At 69.6% G+C, this 17069-nt stretch carries 14 protein-coding genes; 9 read left to right on the top strand and 5 right to left on the bottom strand.

The features are described from left to right. The first annotated feature begins 27 nt into the window (after positions 1–27). On the top strand, positions 28–1443 hold the full coding sequence (locus MMF96_RS03735; protein WP_256882595.1) for a flotillin family protein: 1416 nt from the start codon (positions 28–30) through the stop codon (positions 1441–1443). Positions 1444–1447: 4 nt separating this feature from the next. Next, the gene (locus MMF96_RS03730; RefSeq protein WP_256127978.1) at positions 1448–1678 is read left to right on the top strand and encodes a hypothetical protein; all 231 of its coding nucleotides are present in this window, start codon (positions 1448–1450) and stop codon (positions 1676–1678) included. A gap of 52 nt (positions 1679–1730) precedes the next feature. Here the strand turns inward: MMF96_RS03730 and MMF96_RS03725 are convergent, their stop codons facing one another. Continuing rightward, the gene (locus MMF96_RS03725) at positions 1731–2504 is read right to left on the bottom strand and encodes a fused MFS/spermidine synthase (protein WP_256882594.1); all 774 of its coding nucleotides are present in this window, start codon (positions 2502–2504) and stop codon (positions 1731–1733) included. Then, entirely contained in the window at positions 2504–3700 is a 1197-nt protein-coding gene (locus tag MMF96_RS03720; protein WP_176617591.1) for an aminotransferase class I/II-fold pyridoxal phosphate-dependent enzyme, read from the bottom strand. The genes MMF96_RS03725 and MMF96_RS03720 overlap by 1 nt, the downstream gene beginning before the upstream one ends. A gap of 197 nt (positions 3701–3897) precedes the next feature. On the opposite strand from MMF96_RS03720, the gene coaD reads away from it, so the two are divergent. From coaD to mutM, 6 genes are all read left to right on the top strand, one after another. Then, entirely contained in the window at positions 3898–4413 is a 516-nt protein-coding gene (coaD, locus tag MMF96_RS03715) for a pantetheine-phosphate adenylyltransferase (RefSeq protein ID WP_176617592.1), read from the top strand. A gap of 171 nt (positions 4414–4584) precedes the next feature. Continuing rightward, complete coding sequence (locus tag MMF96_RS03710; RefSeq protein ID WP_256882593.1) at positions 4585–5526, top strand: ABC transporter permease; 942 nt, start codon at positions 4585–4587, stop codon at positions 5524–5526. 269 nt (positions 5527–5795) lie between these two features. Continuing rightward, positions 5796–6272, top strand: coding sequence for a DUF177 domain-containing protein (locus tag MMF96_RS03705; protein ID WP_256127981.1), 477 nt, complete (start codon positions 5796–5798; stop codon positions 6270–6272). Between the two features lie 61 nt (positions 6273–6333). Then, positions 6334–6537 carry a 50S ribosomal protein L32 gene (gene rpmF, locus MMF96_RS03700; RefSeq protein WP_113718495.1) on the top strand — a complete coding sequence of 68 codons (204 nt, stop codon included), beginning with the start codon at positions 6334–6336 and terminating at the stop codon, positions 6535–6537. A 57-nt stretch (positions 6538–6594) separates the two neighbouring features. Further along, the gene (gene rnc, locus MMF96_RS03695; RefSeq protein ID WP_176617594.1) at positions 6595–7374 is read left to right on the top strand and encodes a ribonuclease III; all 780 of its coding nucleotides are present in this window, start codon (positions 6595–6597) and stop codon (positions 7372–7374) included. Next, positions 7375–8346, top strand: a complete 972-nt coding sequence (gene mutM, locus MMF96_RS03690; protein ID WP_176617595.1) for a bifunctional DNA-formamidopyrimidine glycosylase/DNA-(apurinic or apyrimidinic site) lyase — start codon at positions 7375–7377, stop codon at positions 8344–8346. It abuts the gene before it with no gap. A 27-nt stretch (positions 8347–8373) separates the two neighbouring features. On the opposite strand, the gene MMF96_RS03685 is transcribed toward mutM, so the two are convergent. Genes MMF96_RS03685 through MMF96_RS03675 form a run of 3 tightly spaced genes read right to left on the bottom strand, consistent with a single transcriptional unit; the run spans position 8374 to position 13147 of the window. Beyond that, positions 8374–9360, bottom strand: coding sequence for an NAD-dependent epimerase/dehydratase family protein (locus tag MMF96_RS03685; protein ID WP_371131013.1), 987 nt, complete (start codon positions 9358–9360; stop codon positions 8374–8376). Beyond that, on the bottom strand, positions 9357–12128 hold the full coding sequence (locus tag MMF96_RS03680) for an alpha/beta fold hydrolase (protein ID WP_256882592.1): 2772 nt from the start codon (positions 12126–12128) through the stop codon (positions 9357–9359). The genes MMF96_RS03685 and MMF96_RS03680 overlap by 4 nt, the downstream gene beginning before the upstream one ends. Next, positions 12122–13147, bottom strand: a complete 1026-nt coding sequence (locus MMF96_RS03675; protein ID WP_256882591.1) for a 3-oxoacyl-ACP synthase III — start codon at positions 13145–13147, stop codon at positions 12122–12124. The genes MMF96_RS03680 and MMF96_RS03675 overlap by 7 nt, the downstream gene beginning before the upstream one ends. Before the next feature lie 253 nt (positions 13148–13400). Between MMF96_RS03675 and smc the strand changes: the two genes are divergently transcribed. Beyond that, on the top strand, positions 13401–17033 hold the full coding sequence (gene smc / locus MMF96_RS03670) for a chromosome segregation protein SMC (protein ID WP_176617598.1): 3633 nt from the start codon (positions 13401–13403) through the stop codon (positions 17031–17033). Positions 17034–17069: the final 36 nt, after the last annotated feature.

Genomic DNA, 17069 nt, shown 5'->3' with positions numbered 1-17069 from the left:
TGCTGGCCCCGCGAAAGGGTCACCGCCATGCCGGTGCTGTTAGCATTCCTTCCCCTCATCATCATCATTGTTGCCGTCGTGGTGTTCCTGGTGCTGGTCCGGGCGACCGTGAAAAAGATGTGGCAGGTGGCCGAGCCCAACGAGGCCCTGATCATCTCCGGCTTTGGGCGCAGCCGCCCCGCCACCACCGACGGCATGGACTTTAGGATCGTCACCGGCAAGGGCGCGCTGGTGCTCCCCGGGCTGCAAACCGTGCGCACCCTGTCGCTGACCCTGAACGAAACCGAACTGCAGGTCAACTGCGTCACCTCACAGGGCATCCAAGTGGTGGTGGAGGGCGTGGTGATCTTCAAGATTGGGGATTCGACGCCGTTCATCGCCAATGCGGCAAGACGCTTCCTGGGACAGCAGCCGAAGATGGAAAGCCAGGTGTACAACGTCTTTGAGGGCCACCTGCGTTCCATCATCGGGAGCATGACGGTGGAGGAAATCATCCGGGAGCGGGACAAGCTCGCCTCCCAGGTGCGCAGTGCCAGCGGCATTGAAATGGAGAAGCTGGGGCTGGTGGTGGATTCGCTGCAGATCAAGGACCTGCAGGACCCCACCGGGTACATCCAAAACCTGGCCAAGCCGCACATTGCCCAGGTCATGATGGAGGCGAGGGTGGCCGAGGCCACGCGGAACCGGGAGGCGTCGGAGAAGGAGGCGGAGGCAGCGGCCCTCGTTGCCGACGCCCAGAGCATCTCCGCCATCAAGCAGTCTGCCGCCCAGGCCAACGCCGAGCGGGCCCGGGCCAACGCGGCACAGGCCGGCCCGCTGGCGGAGGCGACGGCGCGGCAGCAGGTGGTGGTGCAGGAGACCCAGGTGGCCAAGCTGGAGGCAGACCGCGAAGAGCAGAAGCTGCAGACCACCGTCCGCAAGCCCGCCGACGCCCGGGCCTATGCCCAGCGGACCGAGGCCGAAGCGCAGAAGGCCGCGGACATCAGCGCCGCCGAGGCACGGGCGCGGAAGACGGAAGTGGAGGCGCAGGCCAACGCCACGGCCGCCGCAGCCATGGCGGGGGCAACGAAGATCACCGGCGAGGCCGAGGCCGCGGCGACGAAGGCACGCGGGGAGGCTGCGGCGTCGGCCATCAAGGCCAAGGCGCTGGCCGAGGCCGATGGCATCAAGGCCCGTGCCGAAGCCCTCGGCACCAACCAGGAAGCCGTCATCGCGCAGCAGCTGGCCGAAAACATGCCCTCCATTGTCGCCGCGGCAGCCGAACCGTTTGGCCACGTGGGCCAGCTGACCGTGCTCAACGGCGGCGACGGCGTCAACGAGATGGTGGGCGGGATCCTGGCGCAGGTGGGCAGCTACCTGCCCGCCCTGACCGAATCACTGAAGAAGGGCGCCGGCCCGCTGAGGAAAGGCAACGGCGATGGCAGCCAGCCGCCCCAACCGTAGGGACATGGACAGGAGCCTGACGGGGCGGGTGGGCCGCGTCTCGGGAGTGGTGGGGCCGGGAACGGTGGGCGAGGTCATGGTTGCGTTCCATGGCGGCACCACGGCGTTCCACGCCCACCCCTACGACGAGTCCAGCGTGTACCCCGTAGGGGAGCGCGTCCTCGTCATGTACTTTGAACCGCCCCAGACCGTCTACGTGGAGCAGCTGCCCGAGGTCCTGCGCGAAGACGTCTGAACCGGCCCGCCCGTGATGGGCGTGCCAAAATCAGGGGCCGGACCGGCACCCGTCATCCGGCGAGTTCGTCCAGCTCCACGCCGCTGAGCACGGTGGCCGGATGCGGGCCGGCCGCCACGAGTGCCTGCGACCATTCCGCAGGCCAGCCGCCATCACGGCCCAGCAGGATGATGTTGCCCGGGTAGCGGCGGGTGAACAAGCTGGTGGTGCCGTACGCCGCGGCACCGGGCATGGCCTCCCGCAGCGCCCGGGCCTGGCTGCGCACCAGCCTGAACCCGGGCTCGTCGCCCACATTGACGGCCAGCACGCCGCCGGGGGCAAGCACGCCTGCCGCCTCCCGGTAGAAATCCGTGCACGCCAGGTGCGCCGGCGCGTCCGGACCGCTGAAGATGTCCAGGATGACGACGTCGAACCTTAGTCCCGCCGGCAGCCCGCCGAGCGCTTCGCGGGCGTCGCCCACGTGGCTGGTGAGGAACGTCCCGGCCGGCAGCGGCAGGTGCTCGAGCACAAAGTCGAGCAGTCCGCGCTCCCGTTCCACCGCATGCTGGACCGACCCGGGCCGCGTGGCCTGGATGTAGCGGGCCAGCGTCAACGCCCCGGCACCCAGGTGCAGGGCCGCCACCGGCTCGCCGGGCGGCCTGACCAGGTCCACCGCGTTCGCGATCCGGCGCAGGTACTCGTAAAAGACATCCTCCGGGTGCGCCAGGTTGACCTGGGACTGTTCGGCGTGGTCGATGCTGAGCACAAAGGCGTCGGCATGCCAGGGATCCGCACTGATCGTGGCGTGGACGCCGCTGGGGCGCAGGTATCGGCTGGCCGGGGCCACTACAGCCGGTCCCTCAGCGTGGCGAGGCGTCCGGCGGCCTGCTCCAGCAGTCCTTCCTTCTTGCAGAACGCGAACCGCAGCAGCGAGCGGGTGCGGCGGGCGCCGTCGGGGTGGCAGAAGACCGGGACGGGAATGGCCGCCACCCCGATCAGTTCCGGGAGGCGGCGGGCCAGGGCCGTGGCGTCGGTGATGCCGAGGGCCGCCGTGTCGGCATTGATGAAGTAGGTGCCCTGCGGGGTGAGCACGTCCAGGCCGGCGGCGCGCAGGCCCTCGCTGAGGATGTCCCGCTTGCGTTGCAGCGTGGCGGCAGCCTCTGTGAAGAAGCCGGCATCCATGCGCAGTCCCGCGGCGATGGCGGTTTGGAACGGCGTCCCCGAGGAATAGGTCAGGAACTGCTTGACCGTGCGGGCCGCGGCCACCAGCTCCGCGGGGCCGGACATCCAGCCGATTTTCCAGCCGGTGAAGGAAAACGTCTTGCCGGCCGAGGAAATGGTCAGCGTGCGCTCCGCTGCACCGGGCAGCGTCGCCACGGGTATGTGCCGGGGACCAAAGGTCAGGTGCTCGTAGACCTCGTCGGTCAGGATGACGGCGTCGTACTTGATGGCGAGGCGCACCACTTCGGCCAGCACGGCCTCCGGGAACACGGCACCGGTGGGGTTGTGCGGGTTGTTGACGATGACCATCTTGGTGCGTGGGCTGAAGCTGTTTTCGAGCGTGGCAAGGTCCGGCATGAAGTCCGGGGCCAGCAGTGCCGCGGTGGTGTGCCTGGCGCCGCTGAGGCCGATCATGGCGCCGTAGGAATCGTAGAACGGTTCGAAGGTGAGGACTTCGTCACCGGGACCGGTCAGCGCCAGGACGGCCGAGGCGATGGCTTCCGTGGCCCCCGTGGTGATGACGACCTCCGTTTCCGGATCCGGGGCGAGGCCGTAAAAGCGCTCCTGGTGTTCGGCGACGGCGGCGCGCAGTGCCGGGATGCCCTTGCCCGGCGCGTATTGGTTGTTGCCGTTGCGGATGGCATCCCGTGCGATGCGGCCCAGCTCGGCCGGCCCGTCCTCGTCCGGGAAGCCCTGGCCCAGGTTGATGGCCCCGTGCCGGGTGGCCAACGTGGTGATCTCCTCGAAGATGGTCACGGCCAGCGAGCCGTCCGGGCCCAACAGGTTGGCGCCTACCGCGGTGCGCTGCCATGGCGTGCTCATTGCTGCTCCTTGCTGCCGGGACCCGCGCCGCTGCTGCGGGGTGGTGTACTCCTTGAATACGTTACCCGGGACCGGGGCGGGCCGCTCCGCTCCCGGCCGGACCAGGCACGGGGCATACCGGCCGGTAGGGGACGTAATAGGGCCGACATGTGGCAAAACAGCACGTGGGGACAGCCTTCATCGGATAGATTCGGCGTATGCAGCGCGCCGTATGCCCCGGATCGTTTGATCCGATCCACAAGGGGCACATTGAAGTCATTGCCCGGGCCACAGCACTCTTCGACGAGGTGATTGTGGCGGTGTCGACCAACTATGCCAAGAAGTACCGGTTCTCACTGAACGAACGCCTTGACATGGCCCGGACCACGTTTTCAGCGCTCTCCGGCATTGTGGTGGAGCCGATGGGTGAGGGGCTGCTCTCCGACTACTGCCATGCGCGCGGCGCCGTCGCGATCGTGAAGGGGCTGCGGTCCTCCTCCGACTTTGACTACGAGCTGCCCATGGCCACCATGAACCGCCAGCTCTCCGGCGTTGAAACCGTGTTCCTGCCCGGCGACAGCCGCTACCTGCACCTCTCGTCAACGCTCATCAAGGAAGTCCACACCCTCGGCGGGGACGTTTCAGACTTTGTGCCCCGCGCCGTATTGCGCCGCCTCCAGGGTGACGTCGGCCCGGACACCCGCCCGACGCCGGTGGTCCCGCCGGGCGCGTAGCCCCGCCGCAGCGTCCTGGGGCGGCACGTCCCGGGGCGGCGCCAGCCGGCGTCCGCCGTCGAGCCGGCACCACGGCGGCGGACTAGGCTGGATGCAGGGGCGGCTGAGGCTGCTGCGGTGCGCACGGCGGGCACCACACAGCCGGCGTCCGGGCAAGTGGCAGGGGCATTCATGGTCCATTTCATGGCGCGCCTGGTGGCGCGGGCCGTCACCACGCTGGTGCTGGTCACGGCCTTCATCTTTTTCTTTTACCGGCTCACGCCCGGCCATGGCAGCACCGTGATTCCCGGCTTCTCGGACACCCCGGAGCAAGTGGCCGCACTCAATGCCGAGCCGGGCATCCTGCAGTACCTGCGGATCCTGCGGCAGTGGGCCACCGGGAACTTCGGCTACTACCCTCGGTTCAATGAGCCGATTGCCACGGTCCTGGCCCAGGCCCTGCCGATCACCGTGGTGCTCGTGGCCGGCGCCATGCTGGTCTCGTTTGTGGTAGCGATTCCACTGGGGATCATCCAGGGGCTGAACCATGGGGGAGTGGTGGACCATGCGCTGACCGGCGTTGAATTCCTCTTTTTCAGCGCGCCGTTGATACTGACCGCCCCGTTGCTCGCCAACTGGTTCAGCTTCGATGTTCCCCTGTTTCCCCCGCAGGCCCCGCCCGGCGAAACCTTCGGTGCCGTCCTGGGCCACTTCAACTCGATGGTGCTGCCCATCGTGACGCTTGCGCTGCCGCTGATTGGCCGCCTCTCGCGGTACGTGCGTTCCTCTGTGCTGGACCAGGTCTCCCTCGACTACCTGGTGGTGGCCCGTTCCAAGGGCTGCGGGCCCTTCCGGCTGGTCCGTAAGCACCTGATGCGCAATGCCATGATTCCGATCCTGACGTTCCTGGGCATCTCGCTGCCGCTGCTGGTCTCGGGCGGGCTGGTGGTGGAGGCGCTGTTCAACCTGCCGGGAATCGGCTACCTGCTGTGGCTGGCCGGGAACCCGAAGCGCGTCTTCTTCTCCTTCCCGCTCGAGATTGCCATTCTGGTGGTGGCGTCGGCCGCCTTGGTGCTGGCCAACCTGCTCGTCGACGTTGCGATGCGGATCGTGGACCCGCGCACACGGCAGTAGCCGCCGTCGCCCCCCATGAGAGCCACATCACCGGCGGCGCGCCCATGGGCGGTTCGACTCCCCACCGTGCGCTGGCGTAGACTGGCTACGGCCGAAAACGGCTTTGGTAGGCACCCATTTTGAAGCCCGGGACTATTCGGGATAGGATGGTGCGTCGGTCGTATGTTCATTCAGGAGTTCTCATTAGCGCAGGCACGTTGGGCAGCAAGTCCAACCACGGCACGCCCCTCACCATTGGTGTCAGGGAGCTTGGGCGAAGCCCGGGCAGCATGCGGACTTTCAACGAACATATTCCCGTGCCAGAGGATTTTGGCACCCCGCTCATTGGTGTGACGCCCGGAACCGACCTGGATCTGGAACTCCGATTTGAGGCCGTCCATGAAGGAATTCTGGTGTCGGGCAGCGTACTGGTCGAACTGACCGGCGAATGCTCCCGGTGCCTGGAGAACTTCACGGAAGACCTCCAAGTCAATGTGCAAGAACTTTTCTTCTACGAGGAACCGCCCGCGGGCCTTGATGAAGACGAAGACACGCAACGTTGGGTCGAGCACGATTCCATCGATCTTGAACCGGTGTTGCGGGACGCAGTGGTAACCGCCCTGCCGTTCCAGCCGGTGTGCCGGGAAGACTGCGAGGGCCTGTGTTCCGAATGTGGAATACGCCTTGCGGATGAGCCGGGGCACCACCACGAGATCCTGGATCCTCGGTGGGCCGCCCTACAGGGCTTAACCGGCGAAGAAAACTAGCAAAATCAAGTTTTTAGCTGCAGGCACGTGCCTGGGGCTTATCGAGAGAAAAGAGTTTGCCGTGGCTGTTCCCAAGCGGAAGATGTCCCGTGCCAATACCCGTGCACGCCGTTCCCAGTGGAAGGCCACCGCGCCGAACCTGGTCAAGACCATCGAAAACGGCCAGGTTGTCTACAGCCTGCCGCACCAGGCCAAGGTCGTCACCGACTCCGCCGGCACCGCCCTGTTCCTGGAATACAAGGGCCGCAAGGTTGCCGACGTCTAAGACGTCCGTGCGGCCAACCGGCCGTTCGACCACTAAATAGTTTTGCAGGAGCTGCTCATGTCCTCGGTTACGGAACCCCCGAAGCTCGAGGACGGGCACAAACTGCTGTTGAAGCGTCTCGGTGTCACCATTGATGCCGGGACGCTTCGTCTTGCCCTGACACACCGTTCCTACGCGTACGAAAACGGCGGCATTCCCACCAACGAACGCATGGAATTCCTGGGGGATTCCATCCTGGGCTTCTCCGTCACCGACGCCCTGTACCGCGACAACCCCTCGCTGCCTGAAGGCGAGCTGGCCAAGCGCCGCTCGGCCGTGGTCTCCACCCGTGCCCTCGCCTCGATTGCCCGGTCCCTGGGCGTGGGCGAATTCATCTACCTGGGCCAGGGCGAACGCCTCACGAAGGGCCGCAACAAGGCCTCGATCCTGGCCGACACCATGGAAGCCCTCATCGGCGCGACCTACCTCACGAACGGCATCGAGGCCGCCCGCCAGCTCGTCATGCGCCTGGTGGGCCCGCTGCTGGCCGACTCCGATGTCCTGGGGGCCGGCACCGACTGGAAAACCAACATCCAGGAAATATCCGCCGCCCGGCACCTTGGCAGCATCGTCTACGACATCACCGGCACCGGCCCCGACCACAACCGTTCGTTCTCTGCCCGCCTGCTCATCGGCGGGGAGCACGTCGGCACCGGGGCGGGCCCGTCCAAGAAGGAAGCCGAGCGTGCCGCCGCCGCCGCCGGCTGGAAGGCGCTCCAGGAACGTTTTTCTGCCGGGCGCCCCACGTCCACGCACGACGCCGGGACCCCCGGCGCATCCGCGTCTGCCGCGGACTAAATGCCCGAGCTGCCTGAAGTCGAGGTTGTCCGCCGCGGCCTGGAACGGTGGATTGCGGGGCGGACCATCACGGGTGTCTCGGTGCCCGATCCCCGCTCCATCCGCCGACACGCCCTCGGCGTCGAGGACTTCGCCGGAAACCTCGTGGGTGCCACCGTGCTGGACGTGGTGCGCCGCGGCAAGTTCCTGTGGATGCCGTTGGACGATGCGCCGCAGGGCAATGCGCCCCACACCGCACTCGTGGCGCACCTGGGCATGAGCGGGCAGTTGCTGGTGGAGTCCCCGGAACAGCCCCATGAGAAACACCTGAAGGTCCGGATGTCATTTTCGGCCCGCGTCGATGCACCGGAAGAGCTGCGCTTCATAGACCAGCGGATCTTTGGCGGGCTGTTCGTCACGTCCCTGGTCCCCACTGCCGACGGGCTGCCGGGAGGATGCGGCATGGCGTCCGGCGGCTGGGCGCTGATCCCCAGCGAGGCCGCCCACATCGGCCGCGACCCGCTGGACCCGGACTTCGACCTCGAGGCCCTGCACCGAAAGCTGCGGGCCCGGAAAACCGGGCTGAAGCGCGCGCTGCTGGACCAGGGCGCGGTCTCCGGCATTGGCAACATCTACGCGGACGAGGCCTTGTGGGCCGCCAGGATGCACTATGCGCGCCCCACCGACACGATGCGCCGCCCGGACACGGAACGGATTGTCCACGCCGCCCGCGATGTCATGTCCAGGGCCCTGGACGCCGGAGGCACCAGCTTCGACTCGCTGTACGTCAATGTCAACGGGGCCTCCGGCTACTTCTCCCGCTCGCTGAACGCCTACGGGCGCGAGGGCCGGCCGTGCCCCCGGTGTGCGGCCATGGGCCTGTCCACCAGGATCCGGCGGGAGGCGTTCATGAACCGGTCCTCCTACAGTTGCCCCAGCTGCCAGCCGAAGCCGCGCAACGCCCGGCTGTCAGCGAACGGTGGGCTGAAGTAGTTCCTGTCCCGGCAAGGGCCGGCCCGGTCAGGGGCGGGTGCGGTAGTGCTCGGCCAGCCTGGCGAGGCCTTCGTCGAGGGAAACGGACGGCGTCCAGTCCAGGACCTGGCGGGTGTGCCGCTGGTCGAACCAGTGCGCCGTGGAGAGCTGTTCGGCAAGGAAGCGGGTCATGGGCGGCTCGTCACGGACCCAGCCGCGCGTGCCGGCCGCCGTCCACGCCTTCTCGATCATCGATCCGGCGCCGCGGGCCAGCCAGCCCGGCACGGAAACGGCCGGTTCCGGCACCCCTGCGGCGGCGCAAATGCCGGCGATCAGTTCGCCCACCGGCCGCGGCTCGCCGTTGGTCACCACCAGGGCCTGGCCGTGGGCGTGGTCCATGCGTTCGAGCCCGCGCACGATGGCTTCGGCGGCGTTGTCCACATACGTGGTGTCGATCAAGGCGCGTCCGCCGTCGAGCAGGGGAAGCCGGCCGGCCCGGGCCCGCGCCACCACGCGTTCCACCAGCTGGGTGTCGCCGGGGCCCCACACGATGTGAGGGCGGATGGCCGTGACCCTGAAGGTGGGGGAGTCGGCCGCCAGGGCCAGCCCTTCGGCAGCTGCCTTGGACCGGGCGTAGAAGCCGCGCGCCCGTGACGGGTCCGCGGTCCCGGCGCCGGCGCCCACAATGGAGGACCCGAAGTGTGCCACCGACGGGGAGGAGACGAACACAAAGTCGCGCACACCGGCGTGTTGCGCGGCGGCGAGGAGCTGGCGGGTGCCCACGATGTTTGTGGCCACGAAGTCGGCCCATTGGCCTGTGAAGGACACCTTCGCCGCCAAATGGACCACGGCATCTGCGCCGGCCACCGCGCGGGCGGCAACGTCCGGGTCCGCCACCGAACCCTGGACGGATTCCCACGGATCATGCACGGCGCTGCGCTGCAGCGTTCGCACGGTGTAGCCGCGCTCGTGCAAAAGCCGGGCCACAGCCCGTCCCAGCAGGCCGCTGGTGCCGGTCACCAAGACCCGGGTCACGGGCGTCCGGCCTTTTCCCCGGCCAGGATGCGCGCGGCCCATGCCGCCAGGGCCGTCCGGTCGATCTTCGAGTTGTGGCGGATGTCCGTGGGCAGGGCCTTGATGGCCAGGACGGCGGACAATTCCAGCCCGGTGCCGGCAGCAGCGGCACGCAGCTGGGCGGCGAGCCCTGCCGCCGCCAGCCCGGACCGCTTCACGGCAGGGTCGGTCTCCACGACTGCCACGGCAACTTGTGCACCGGCCGGTCCCACGCCGACCACGGCGGCCCGGGCCACACCCGGCACCTGCTCCGCGGCGAGTTCACCGGCCACGGGCGTGCGGACGCCGCCGGCCATGGTCAGCAGGTGCGCCATGCGGCCCTCAACCCAGAGCCGTCCCTCGGCATCGAGGTGTCCCACGTCGCCGCTGCGGTGCCAGCCCGGGATGGATGTGCTCAGCTCCTGCGTGATCCACAGCCTGTCGTAGCGCTCCTTGGCATGCGGGGCGCGGACCAGGATTTCCCCGGTGACCCCCGCATCAGTGGTGGGGACCGGGTCCACACTGCCGTCCGGGTTGACGGGCGCAATGGCCACCGCGGCGCCGCTGACGGGCACGCCGACGCAGACGCCGTTGCCGGGCCCCGCCGCGCGGATTCCGGCCAGGCTGATGTCCGTCACGGGCAGCGCCTCGGTCATGCCGTAGGGAGTGTGGAGCACGGCGTTCGGGGCGAGGTTCTGGACCTGGGCCAGCAGCGGCACGCCCAGCGGCGCGCCCGCCGAAAGGACCAGGTCGACGCCGGCCAGTGCCGTTCTGTGGGCTGCCGTCAGCTGCGCGGCGGTCGCCACGACGTTGACCAGGGCGGCCGGCGAGGCAAAGACGGCGGTCGCGTTGATGGCCGCCGCGGCATCTGCCAGTGCCGTCGCCGTGAGCGTGCGCGGGGCGGTGACGTCCATGTCCGGGGTGACGGAGGTGGCGCCCAAGGCGGGGCCCAGCAGCGCGAAGGGGGCGAATCCGGCCACGAGTGCCGTGCCCGCCTCCAGCCTGTACGTGGCCTTGAGGGTGTCCCGCATCGCGGCCAGCCGGCGGTGCGTGTACACCACGCCCTTGGCGGGGCCGGTGGAGCCGGAGGTGAAGAGCACCGCGGCGTCGTCATCCGGGTTGACCGCCGGGAACGCCGGTGCCGAGTCCGCCAGGCGCAGGACGCGTCCGTTGGCCAGCAGCTGGGGGACAGTGGCCGCGACGTTGAGCAGCCGGCGCTTGGCAGCATCGGCCGACGGGGCGAAGTCCGCTGCGCTGATCTTCACGCCGGGCCAGTTGTAGATCCGGGCACCGGTGAGGGCGCGTTCGATCCCGACCAGAAAGTCCGGGCCGGCACCCTTGATGGCGCGGCCCATGCCCTTCGTGCCGAGGCCGGCGTCGGCCACCACAATCACGGCACCGAGCCGGAGGCAGGCATAAATCAAGGTGGTCAGCGTGATGCCCGGCGGTACCAGCAGGCTCACGCGATTGCCGCGGCGCACACCGAGGTCGGCCAGGCCCGAGGCCAGGTCGTCAACATCGCGGGCCAGTTCCGCCCAGGACACGGAACGGGTCTGCGGTGCCGGGGAGCTTGAGGCCGTCGAGGGGGCGCTGCCGCCGGGCACCATGTCGACGATGGCCACGGCGGTGTCGTCCCGGCGGGCGTCCAGCCCGGCGAGCATGGGGCGGAACGGCGCGCCGTCATCGGGCCTTGACGCGCCGGCAGGGGCCGTTGCACCCGTGGGCGTCAGGCCGGTCGAAGGTGCCCGGCCGGCGGGGCCCGCTGCCCGCCCGCCGGCGACGTTCTTGGCCAGCCAGCCGAAGGCGGGGGTGGCGGTGTCGCGGTCCTCCTGGACCAGGTGGCCGGCACCCTCGAAGCGGTGCACGTCCGCCTGCGGCATGCGCTCGAGCAGGTCGCGCAGGTACCGGTCAGAGAACACCGGGTCCTTGGGACCCCACATCATGAGGGCGGGAACGCCCAGGGTGCGGATGCCCGAGGAGACCTCCTCCAAGGCGGGCCAGGACGGATGGGACGGGGAAGCGGGGATGTCCGCCACGAAATTGCCCACGCCGGCGCGGCGCGGCGCCGTGCGGTAGGGGGCCATGAACGCGTCCCGGACGGCCGGGGCCAGGGCGGGCTGCGCGAGCCCGTGCGTGACCCGCAAAAAGGCGGCCGACGTCGTCGTGCCCCACTGGTGGACGGCCGGGTGAAGGGCCAGTTTCAGCGCCGGCGGCAGGGAGAACCCCGCGGGGTGGACGGCGGTGTTGGTCAACACCACGCCGGCCAGCTGTTCCCGGTGGCGGACGGCCCAGCCCAGGGAGATGACGCCGCCCCAGTCGTGCCCCACCGTGACCACGGGGCCTGACAGGCCCAGGGCCGCGGTGAAGTCGGAGAGGTCGGTGATGCGGTCCCCGAGGCGGCGGAAGGTGCCGGTGCGTTCGGAGAAGCCCATGTCCAGCTGGTCCACGGCGATGACGCGCCACGGCCCGCCGGCGGCCAGCGTTGCGGGGGAGGTGGCGCCGGCCAGCAGGGTCCGCCACAGGTAGGACCAGGTGGGGTTGCCGTGGACGCACAGCAGCGTGCCGGCGGGCTCAACGCCGGTCGCGGCGACGTCGGCGGCGTTGTCCAGGAAATGCCACTGCCGCGAAGTGCCGGGGGCGTCCACGGCGGCGGTGGAAGGCACGGACAGGCTGCGGCGCCAGGAGGCACGCACACCAGGCCACGGCTCACCGGCAGAAGCCGGGGAGGCGGGCAGGGTCCCAGCTACCACGCAATCTCCATCATCGCGGTGTTGAGTCCGGAACCCACGCCCATGCAGAGCACGCGGTCGCCCGGGCTAAGGGTCTGGGCCTCCTGTGCCAGCGTCATGGGCAGGGACGCCGGGCCCACGTTGCCCCACTTCGGGAACGTGATGGGCACCCGGCTGCGGACCAGGTTGACGGCCCTGATGATGGCGTTGGTGTACGAGTTGGAGACCTGGTGCGTGACGTAGCGGTCCATCTTGCGCCAGTCCCAGCCGTTGGCGTGTGCCTCGTGCCAGGCGTCGGTGACCAGTTTCAGGCCGTTGTCCAGCAGCCCCTTGGTGTCGGTGAACATGCCGTCGGGCCCGCCCACGCACAGCTCGTGGTGTTCGGTGCCGGCGCGGGAGACGCCGCCGAGGATGCGGTGTCCGCCGGGATGGGCGTCGGCCGGGCCGATGACGGCGGCCGCGGCCCCGGAGCCCAGGGTCAGGGTGGCGAACTCGCGCAGGTAGTCCTCGCGCGTGGACGTTTCCGCGTTCAACCGGCGGAAAGTGGTCTCCTGGGTGGCCTGGGCGTCCTCGCCGGCCACGATCAGCGCGTACTTGATCTGGCCGGAGTCAATCATGTTCGCGGCCAGGGTGATGCCGTTGACGAAGCCCAGGCAGGCGTTGGCGAGGTCAAAGTTCAGGGCCGACGACGGCAGGCCCAGCGCGTTGTGGATCTTCACGGCCACGGACGGCTCCAGGTTGCGCCGGGTCACGGAGGTGTTGATCAGCAGGCCGATCTCCCGCGCCTCAACCCCCGCCTCGGCGAGGGCCTTGGCGCCTGCCTCGGTCGCGGCGTCGTCAAACGCGGTGCCGGGGGCCCACCAGCGGCGCTCTTCCACTCCCGCCACGCGTTCCAACAGCCGCTTGGACAGGCGCAGTCGCTTCAGGCTCGGGGCCAGGCGTTCGTCAAAGTCGGAGGAACTGACCACCACCGGGGCCTCCACACTGGCGACGGCGAGTAAGGCGGTGTTGTGGTGGTGAAAAGTCGCGTTGCCGATCAAATTCCAGCCTTTTTCTTCTGTGTGCGTACGGTGCCCAGGGGACTGAATCCGGTGGTTTTTGCGTCCACTGCCGGGGCATGCGCGTGGCCTGGTCCCCGTCGCGGCGTCAAGCCCCACGCTTAACTATGCACCTTGAAGGCGGATTCACGCACATGCACCGCGGTGCATACATGTGGGAAACTTCCGCAGCAAAGTGCCGCGGCACGGTAGATTGGCTAGTGGAAACCGGCCCGGCGCAGGAGTAGAAAACAGTTTGCATCTAAAAAGTTTGACCGTGCGCGGATTCAAGTCCTTCGCCTCGGCCACCACCTTTGACTTTGAACCGGGGGTCACGGCCGTGGTGGGCCCCAACGGATCCGGGAAGTCCAACGTGGTGGACGCCCTGGCCTGGGTCATGGGCGAGCAGGGCGCCAAGACGCTGCGTGGCGGAAAAATGGAGGATGTCATTTTCGCCGGGACCGCAGGGCGCCCGCCGCTGGGCCGGGCCCACGTTGCCCTGACCATCGACAACGCCGACGGCGCCCTGCCGATCGAATATTCCGAGGTCACCATTTCGCGGACCCTGTTCCGCTCAGGCGGCTCCGAGTACGCCATCAACGGCACCGGCTGCCGGCTGCTGGACATCCAGGAACTGCTCTCCGATTCCGGCCTGGGCAAGGAGATGCACGTCATCGTGGGCCAGGGCCAGCTGGACAAGGTGCTCCATGCCACGGCGGAGGACCGCCGCGGCTTCATTGAGGAGGCCGCCGGCATCCTCAAGCACCGCCGGCGCAAGGAAAAGACGCTGCGCAAGCTGGACGCCATGTCCGCAAACCTGGCCCGACTCAGCGACCTCACGGGGGAGATCCGCCGGCAGCTCACCCCGCTGGGCAAGCAGGCCGCCGTGGCCCGCCGCGCCCAGGCCGTGCAGTTTGACGTCCGCGACGCCCGCGCCCGCCTGCTGGCCGACGACATCACCACCCTCACCACCGCCGTCGAACGCGACGAGGCGGCCGAGGCGGCACTCAAGTCCCGCCGCGAACAGGTCGAGGCCCAGCTCACCGCGGGGCGGACCCGGCAGGCCGGGCTGGAACAGGAGTCGGCGGCCGCCACGCCCGTCCTCAACACCGCCCGCGACACCTGGTACCAGCTGTCCGCCACACGCGAGAAGCTGAAGTCGCTGGGCGTGCTGGCGGCCGAACGGCGCCGGCACCTGGGCGCCGCCGAGGACGCGCCGGACCCCAGCCGCGACCCCGACCGGCTGGCCGGGCAGGCCGCGCGGCTGCGGTCCGAAGAGGCGGAGCTGGACCTGGCCCTGGAGGAGCGCCGGATCGGGCTGGAGACGGCCATGGAAATCAAGGAAGACGTCGAGTCCGCCGTCCGTGCCGAGGAACAGCGCGTCCGGGAGCTCCTGCGCGCCACGGCCGACCGGCGCGAGGGCCTGGCGAAGCTCGCCGGGCAGGTAGCGGCCGCACGCTCCCGGGTGGAATCCGCCGAAGCCGAGATCGGCCGCCTGCACCAGGGAAAGGCGGCCGGCAGTGAACGGCGCAGCGAAGCGGCGCGGGAGTTTGCCGCGCTCGAGTCGCAGGTGGCCGGCGTGGAAGAGGGCGAGGAAAGCCTCGACGCCGACTACGAGGAGGCCGCCGCCGCGCTCGCGGACATTGATGAACAGATCGAGGAGCTGACGGCTGCCCAGCGCGCCGCCGAGCGGGAACGCGATTCACTCACCGCCCGCCGCGAGGCCCTGGCCGTGGGGCTGCTGCGCAAGGACGGTTCGGCGCAGCTGCTCGAGGCCGGGCTGCCGGGTGTGCTCAGCGCCGTCGCCGGGATGCTCACGGTGGCGTCCGGCCACGAGACTGCCATCGCTGCTGCCCTCGGCGCGGCGGCCGAAGGCGTGGCCGTGGGCTCGGCGGATGCCGCCGTTGCCGCGCTGGAGCGCATCAAGGCGGACGACGGCGGACGCGTCACCTTGCTCGTGGCCGAAGGGACCGGCGGGACCGGCACGGCCGCCGGGACCGCCGGGGCAGCCTTGGCGGACGAAGTGGCAGCCGCGGCGGCCGCCGTGGCGGGGGCCGGTGTCGGACGCGCGCAGGTGGACGGGCCGGCGGAACTGGGCCCCGTCCTGGACACCCTGCTGGACGGGGTGGTGCTGGTGCCGGACCTGGCCGGGGCGCGCTCGGTGCTGGAGAAGTTTCCGGCCCTGACCGCCGTCACAGCGGACGGCGACGTGCTGGCCGCGTTGTCGGTGCGGGGCGGCTCGGCCACGGCGCCGTCGCTGCTGGAACTGCAGGCCGCCGTCGACGAGACGGACGCCAGGCTGCGGGAGGCCACCGCCGAAGGGGAACGGACCCGCTTTGCCCTCGTGGCCGCCAAGGCACAGCGGGCCGCCGCGGCGCAGGCCGAGTCCGACGCGCTGGCTGCGCTGCACGAATCCGACGCCCGGCTGGCGGCCGTCGCCGAAAGGCTCGGCTCGCTGGGCGCCACGCTGCGTTCGGCCGAGGGCGAGGCGGAGCGGCACGAGCTGGCGCTGTCCGTGGCCGGCGCCAACCTGGAGAAGGAGCAGGGCGCACTCGCGGAAATTGCCGCACGGCTGGCGCGGGCGCAGGAGTCCCCGGAAGAGGCGGACCCTTCCATGGAGGACAGGGACGCCCTGGCCGCGCAGGCCACGGCGGCGCGGGCAGTGGAGATGGAGTCCCGGCTCGCACTGCGCACCACCGAGGAACAGCTAAACGCCGTCCGCTCCCGGGCCGCGGCGCTGGAACGGGCTGCTGCGACGGAACGGGCCGCCCGCGAGCAGGCCGCCCAGCGGGCCCGCCGCCGCCGCTTCCAGGCCCGCAAGGCCGCTGCGGTCGCGGCCGGCGTGGAGCATGTGCTGGCGCATGTGGAGGCCTCCATTGAACTGGCCGCGCAGGAACGGGATGCGGCCGAGGAACTGCGCGCAGAGCGTGAGGTGGAGCTGATGGCCGTGCGCGCCTCCACCCTGGAACTGGAAGTGGAACTGGCCAAGCTGACCGATTCCGTCCATCGTGACGAGCTGGCCCGGGCCGCCCGGCGGCTGCGCATTGAAGCGCTGGAAAACAAGGCCGTCGAGGAGCTCGGCCTGACCGTTGACCACCTCCTGGCCGGGTACGGGCCGGAAACGCCCGTGCCGCCGGGGCCCGGGGAATCAACGGACAAGTGGGCTGCGCTGCGCGTGGCCGTGGACGACTCGGGCGAGGAAATCCCCGAGGGCGTGCCTTTTGTGCGTGCGGAGCAGGAAAAGCGGCTCAAGCGGGCCGAACGGGACCTGGCTGCGCTCGGCAAGGTCAACCCGCTGGCGCTGGAGGAATTTGCGGCCCTGGAGGAACGCCACCAGTTCCTGTCCACGCAGCTGGAGGACCTGAAGTCCAGCCGCAAGGACCTGATGGACATCATCAAGGAAGTGGACCAGCGGGTCGAGGAGGTGTTCAGCGCCGCCTATGCGGACACGGCCGTGCAGTTTGAGCGCGTCTTTGGCCGGCTGTTCCCCGGCGGCGAGGGCCGGCTGGTGCTGACGGACCCGTCGGACATGCTGACCACCGGGATCGAGGTGGAGGCCCGGCCGGCCGGCAAGAAGATCAAGCGCCTCTCGCTGCTGTCCGGCGGTGAGAGGTCGCTGACGGCCGTGGCGCTGCTCGTGGCCATTTTCAAGGCGCGGCCCTCGCCCTTCTACGTCATGGATGAGGTGGAGGCCGCCCTGGACGACACCAACCTGGGCCGGCTCATCACCATCTTCGAGGAGCTGCGCGAATCCAGCCAGCTGATCATCATCACGCACCAAAAGCGCACCATGGAGGTGGCGGACGCCCTCTACGGCGTCTCCATGCGCGGGGACGGCGTCTCGACCGTCATCAGCCAGCGCCTGGACCGGGCCCCGGCCGGGGCCTGACCCTTTCCGGCCAAAAACGGCAACACAGACCCGGGC

Source organism: Arthrobacter sp. STN4 (assembly GCF_024539665.1).
In the GTDB taxonomy this organism is placed as follows: domain Bacteria; phylum Actinomycetota; class Actinomycetes; order Actinomycetales; family Micrococcaceae; genus Specibacter.
This window is presented reverse-complemented; position numbering and strand designations above follow the sequence as displayed.

What these genes read in the sequence shown, in the direction of transcription:
- MMF96_RS03735 (WP_256882595.1), top strand. Translation starts at nt 28, where the DNA reads ATGCCGGTGCTGTTAGCATTCCTTCCCCTCATCATCATCATTGTTGCC.
- MMF96_RS03730 (WP_256127978.1), top strand. Translation starts at nt 1,448, where the DNA reads ATGGACAGGAGCCTGACGGGGCGGGTGGGCCGCGTCTCGGGAGTGGTG.
- MMF96_RS03720 (WP_176617591.1), bottom strand. Translation starts at nt 3,700, where the DNA reads ATGAGCACGCCATGGCAGCGCACCGCGGTAGGCGCCAACCTGTTGGGC.
- coaD (WP_176617592.1), top strand. Translation starts at nt 3,898, where the DNA reads ATGCAGCGCGCCGTATGCCCCGGATCGTTTGATCCGATCCACAAGGGG.
- MMF96_RS03710 (WP_256882593.1), top strand. Translation starts at nt 4,585, where the DNA reads ATGGTCCATTTCATGGCGCGCCTGGTGGCGCGGGCCGTCACCACGCTG.
- MMF96_RS03705 (WP_256127981.1), top strand. Translation starts at nt 5,796, where the DNA reads ATGCGGACTTTCAACGAACATATTCCCGTGCCAGAGGATTTTGGCACC.
- rnc (WP_176617594.1), top strand. Translation starts at nt 6,595, where the DNA reads ATGTCCTCGGTTACGGAACCCCCGAAGCTCGAGGACGGGCACAAACTG.
- mutM (WP_176617595.1), top strand. Translation starts at nt 7,375, where the DNA reads ATGCCCGAGCTGCCTGAAGTCGAGGTTGTCCGCCGCGGCCTGGAACGG.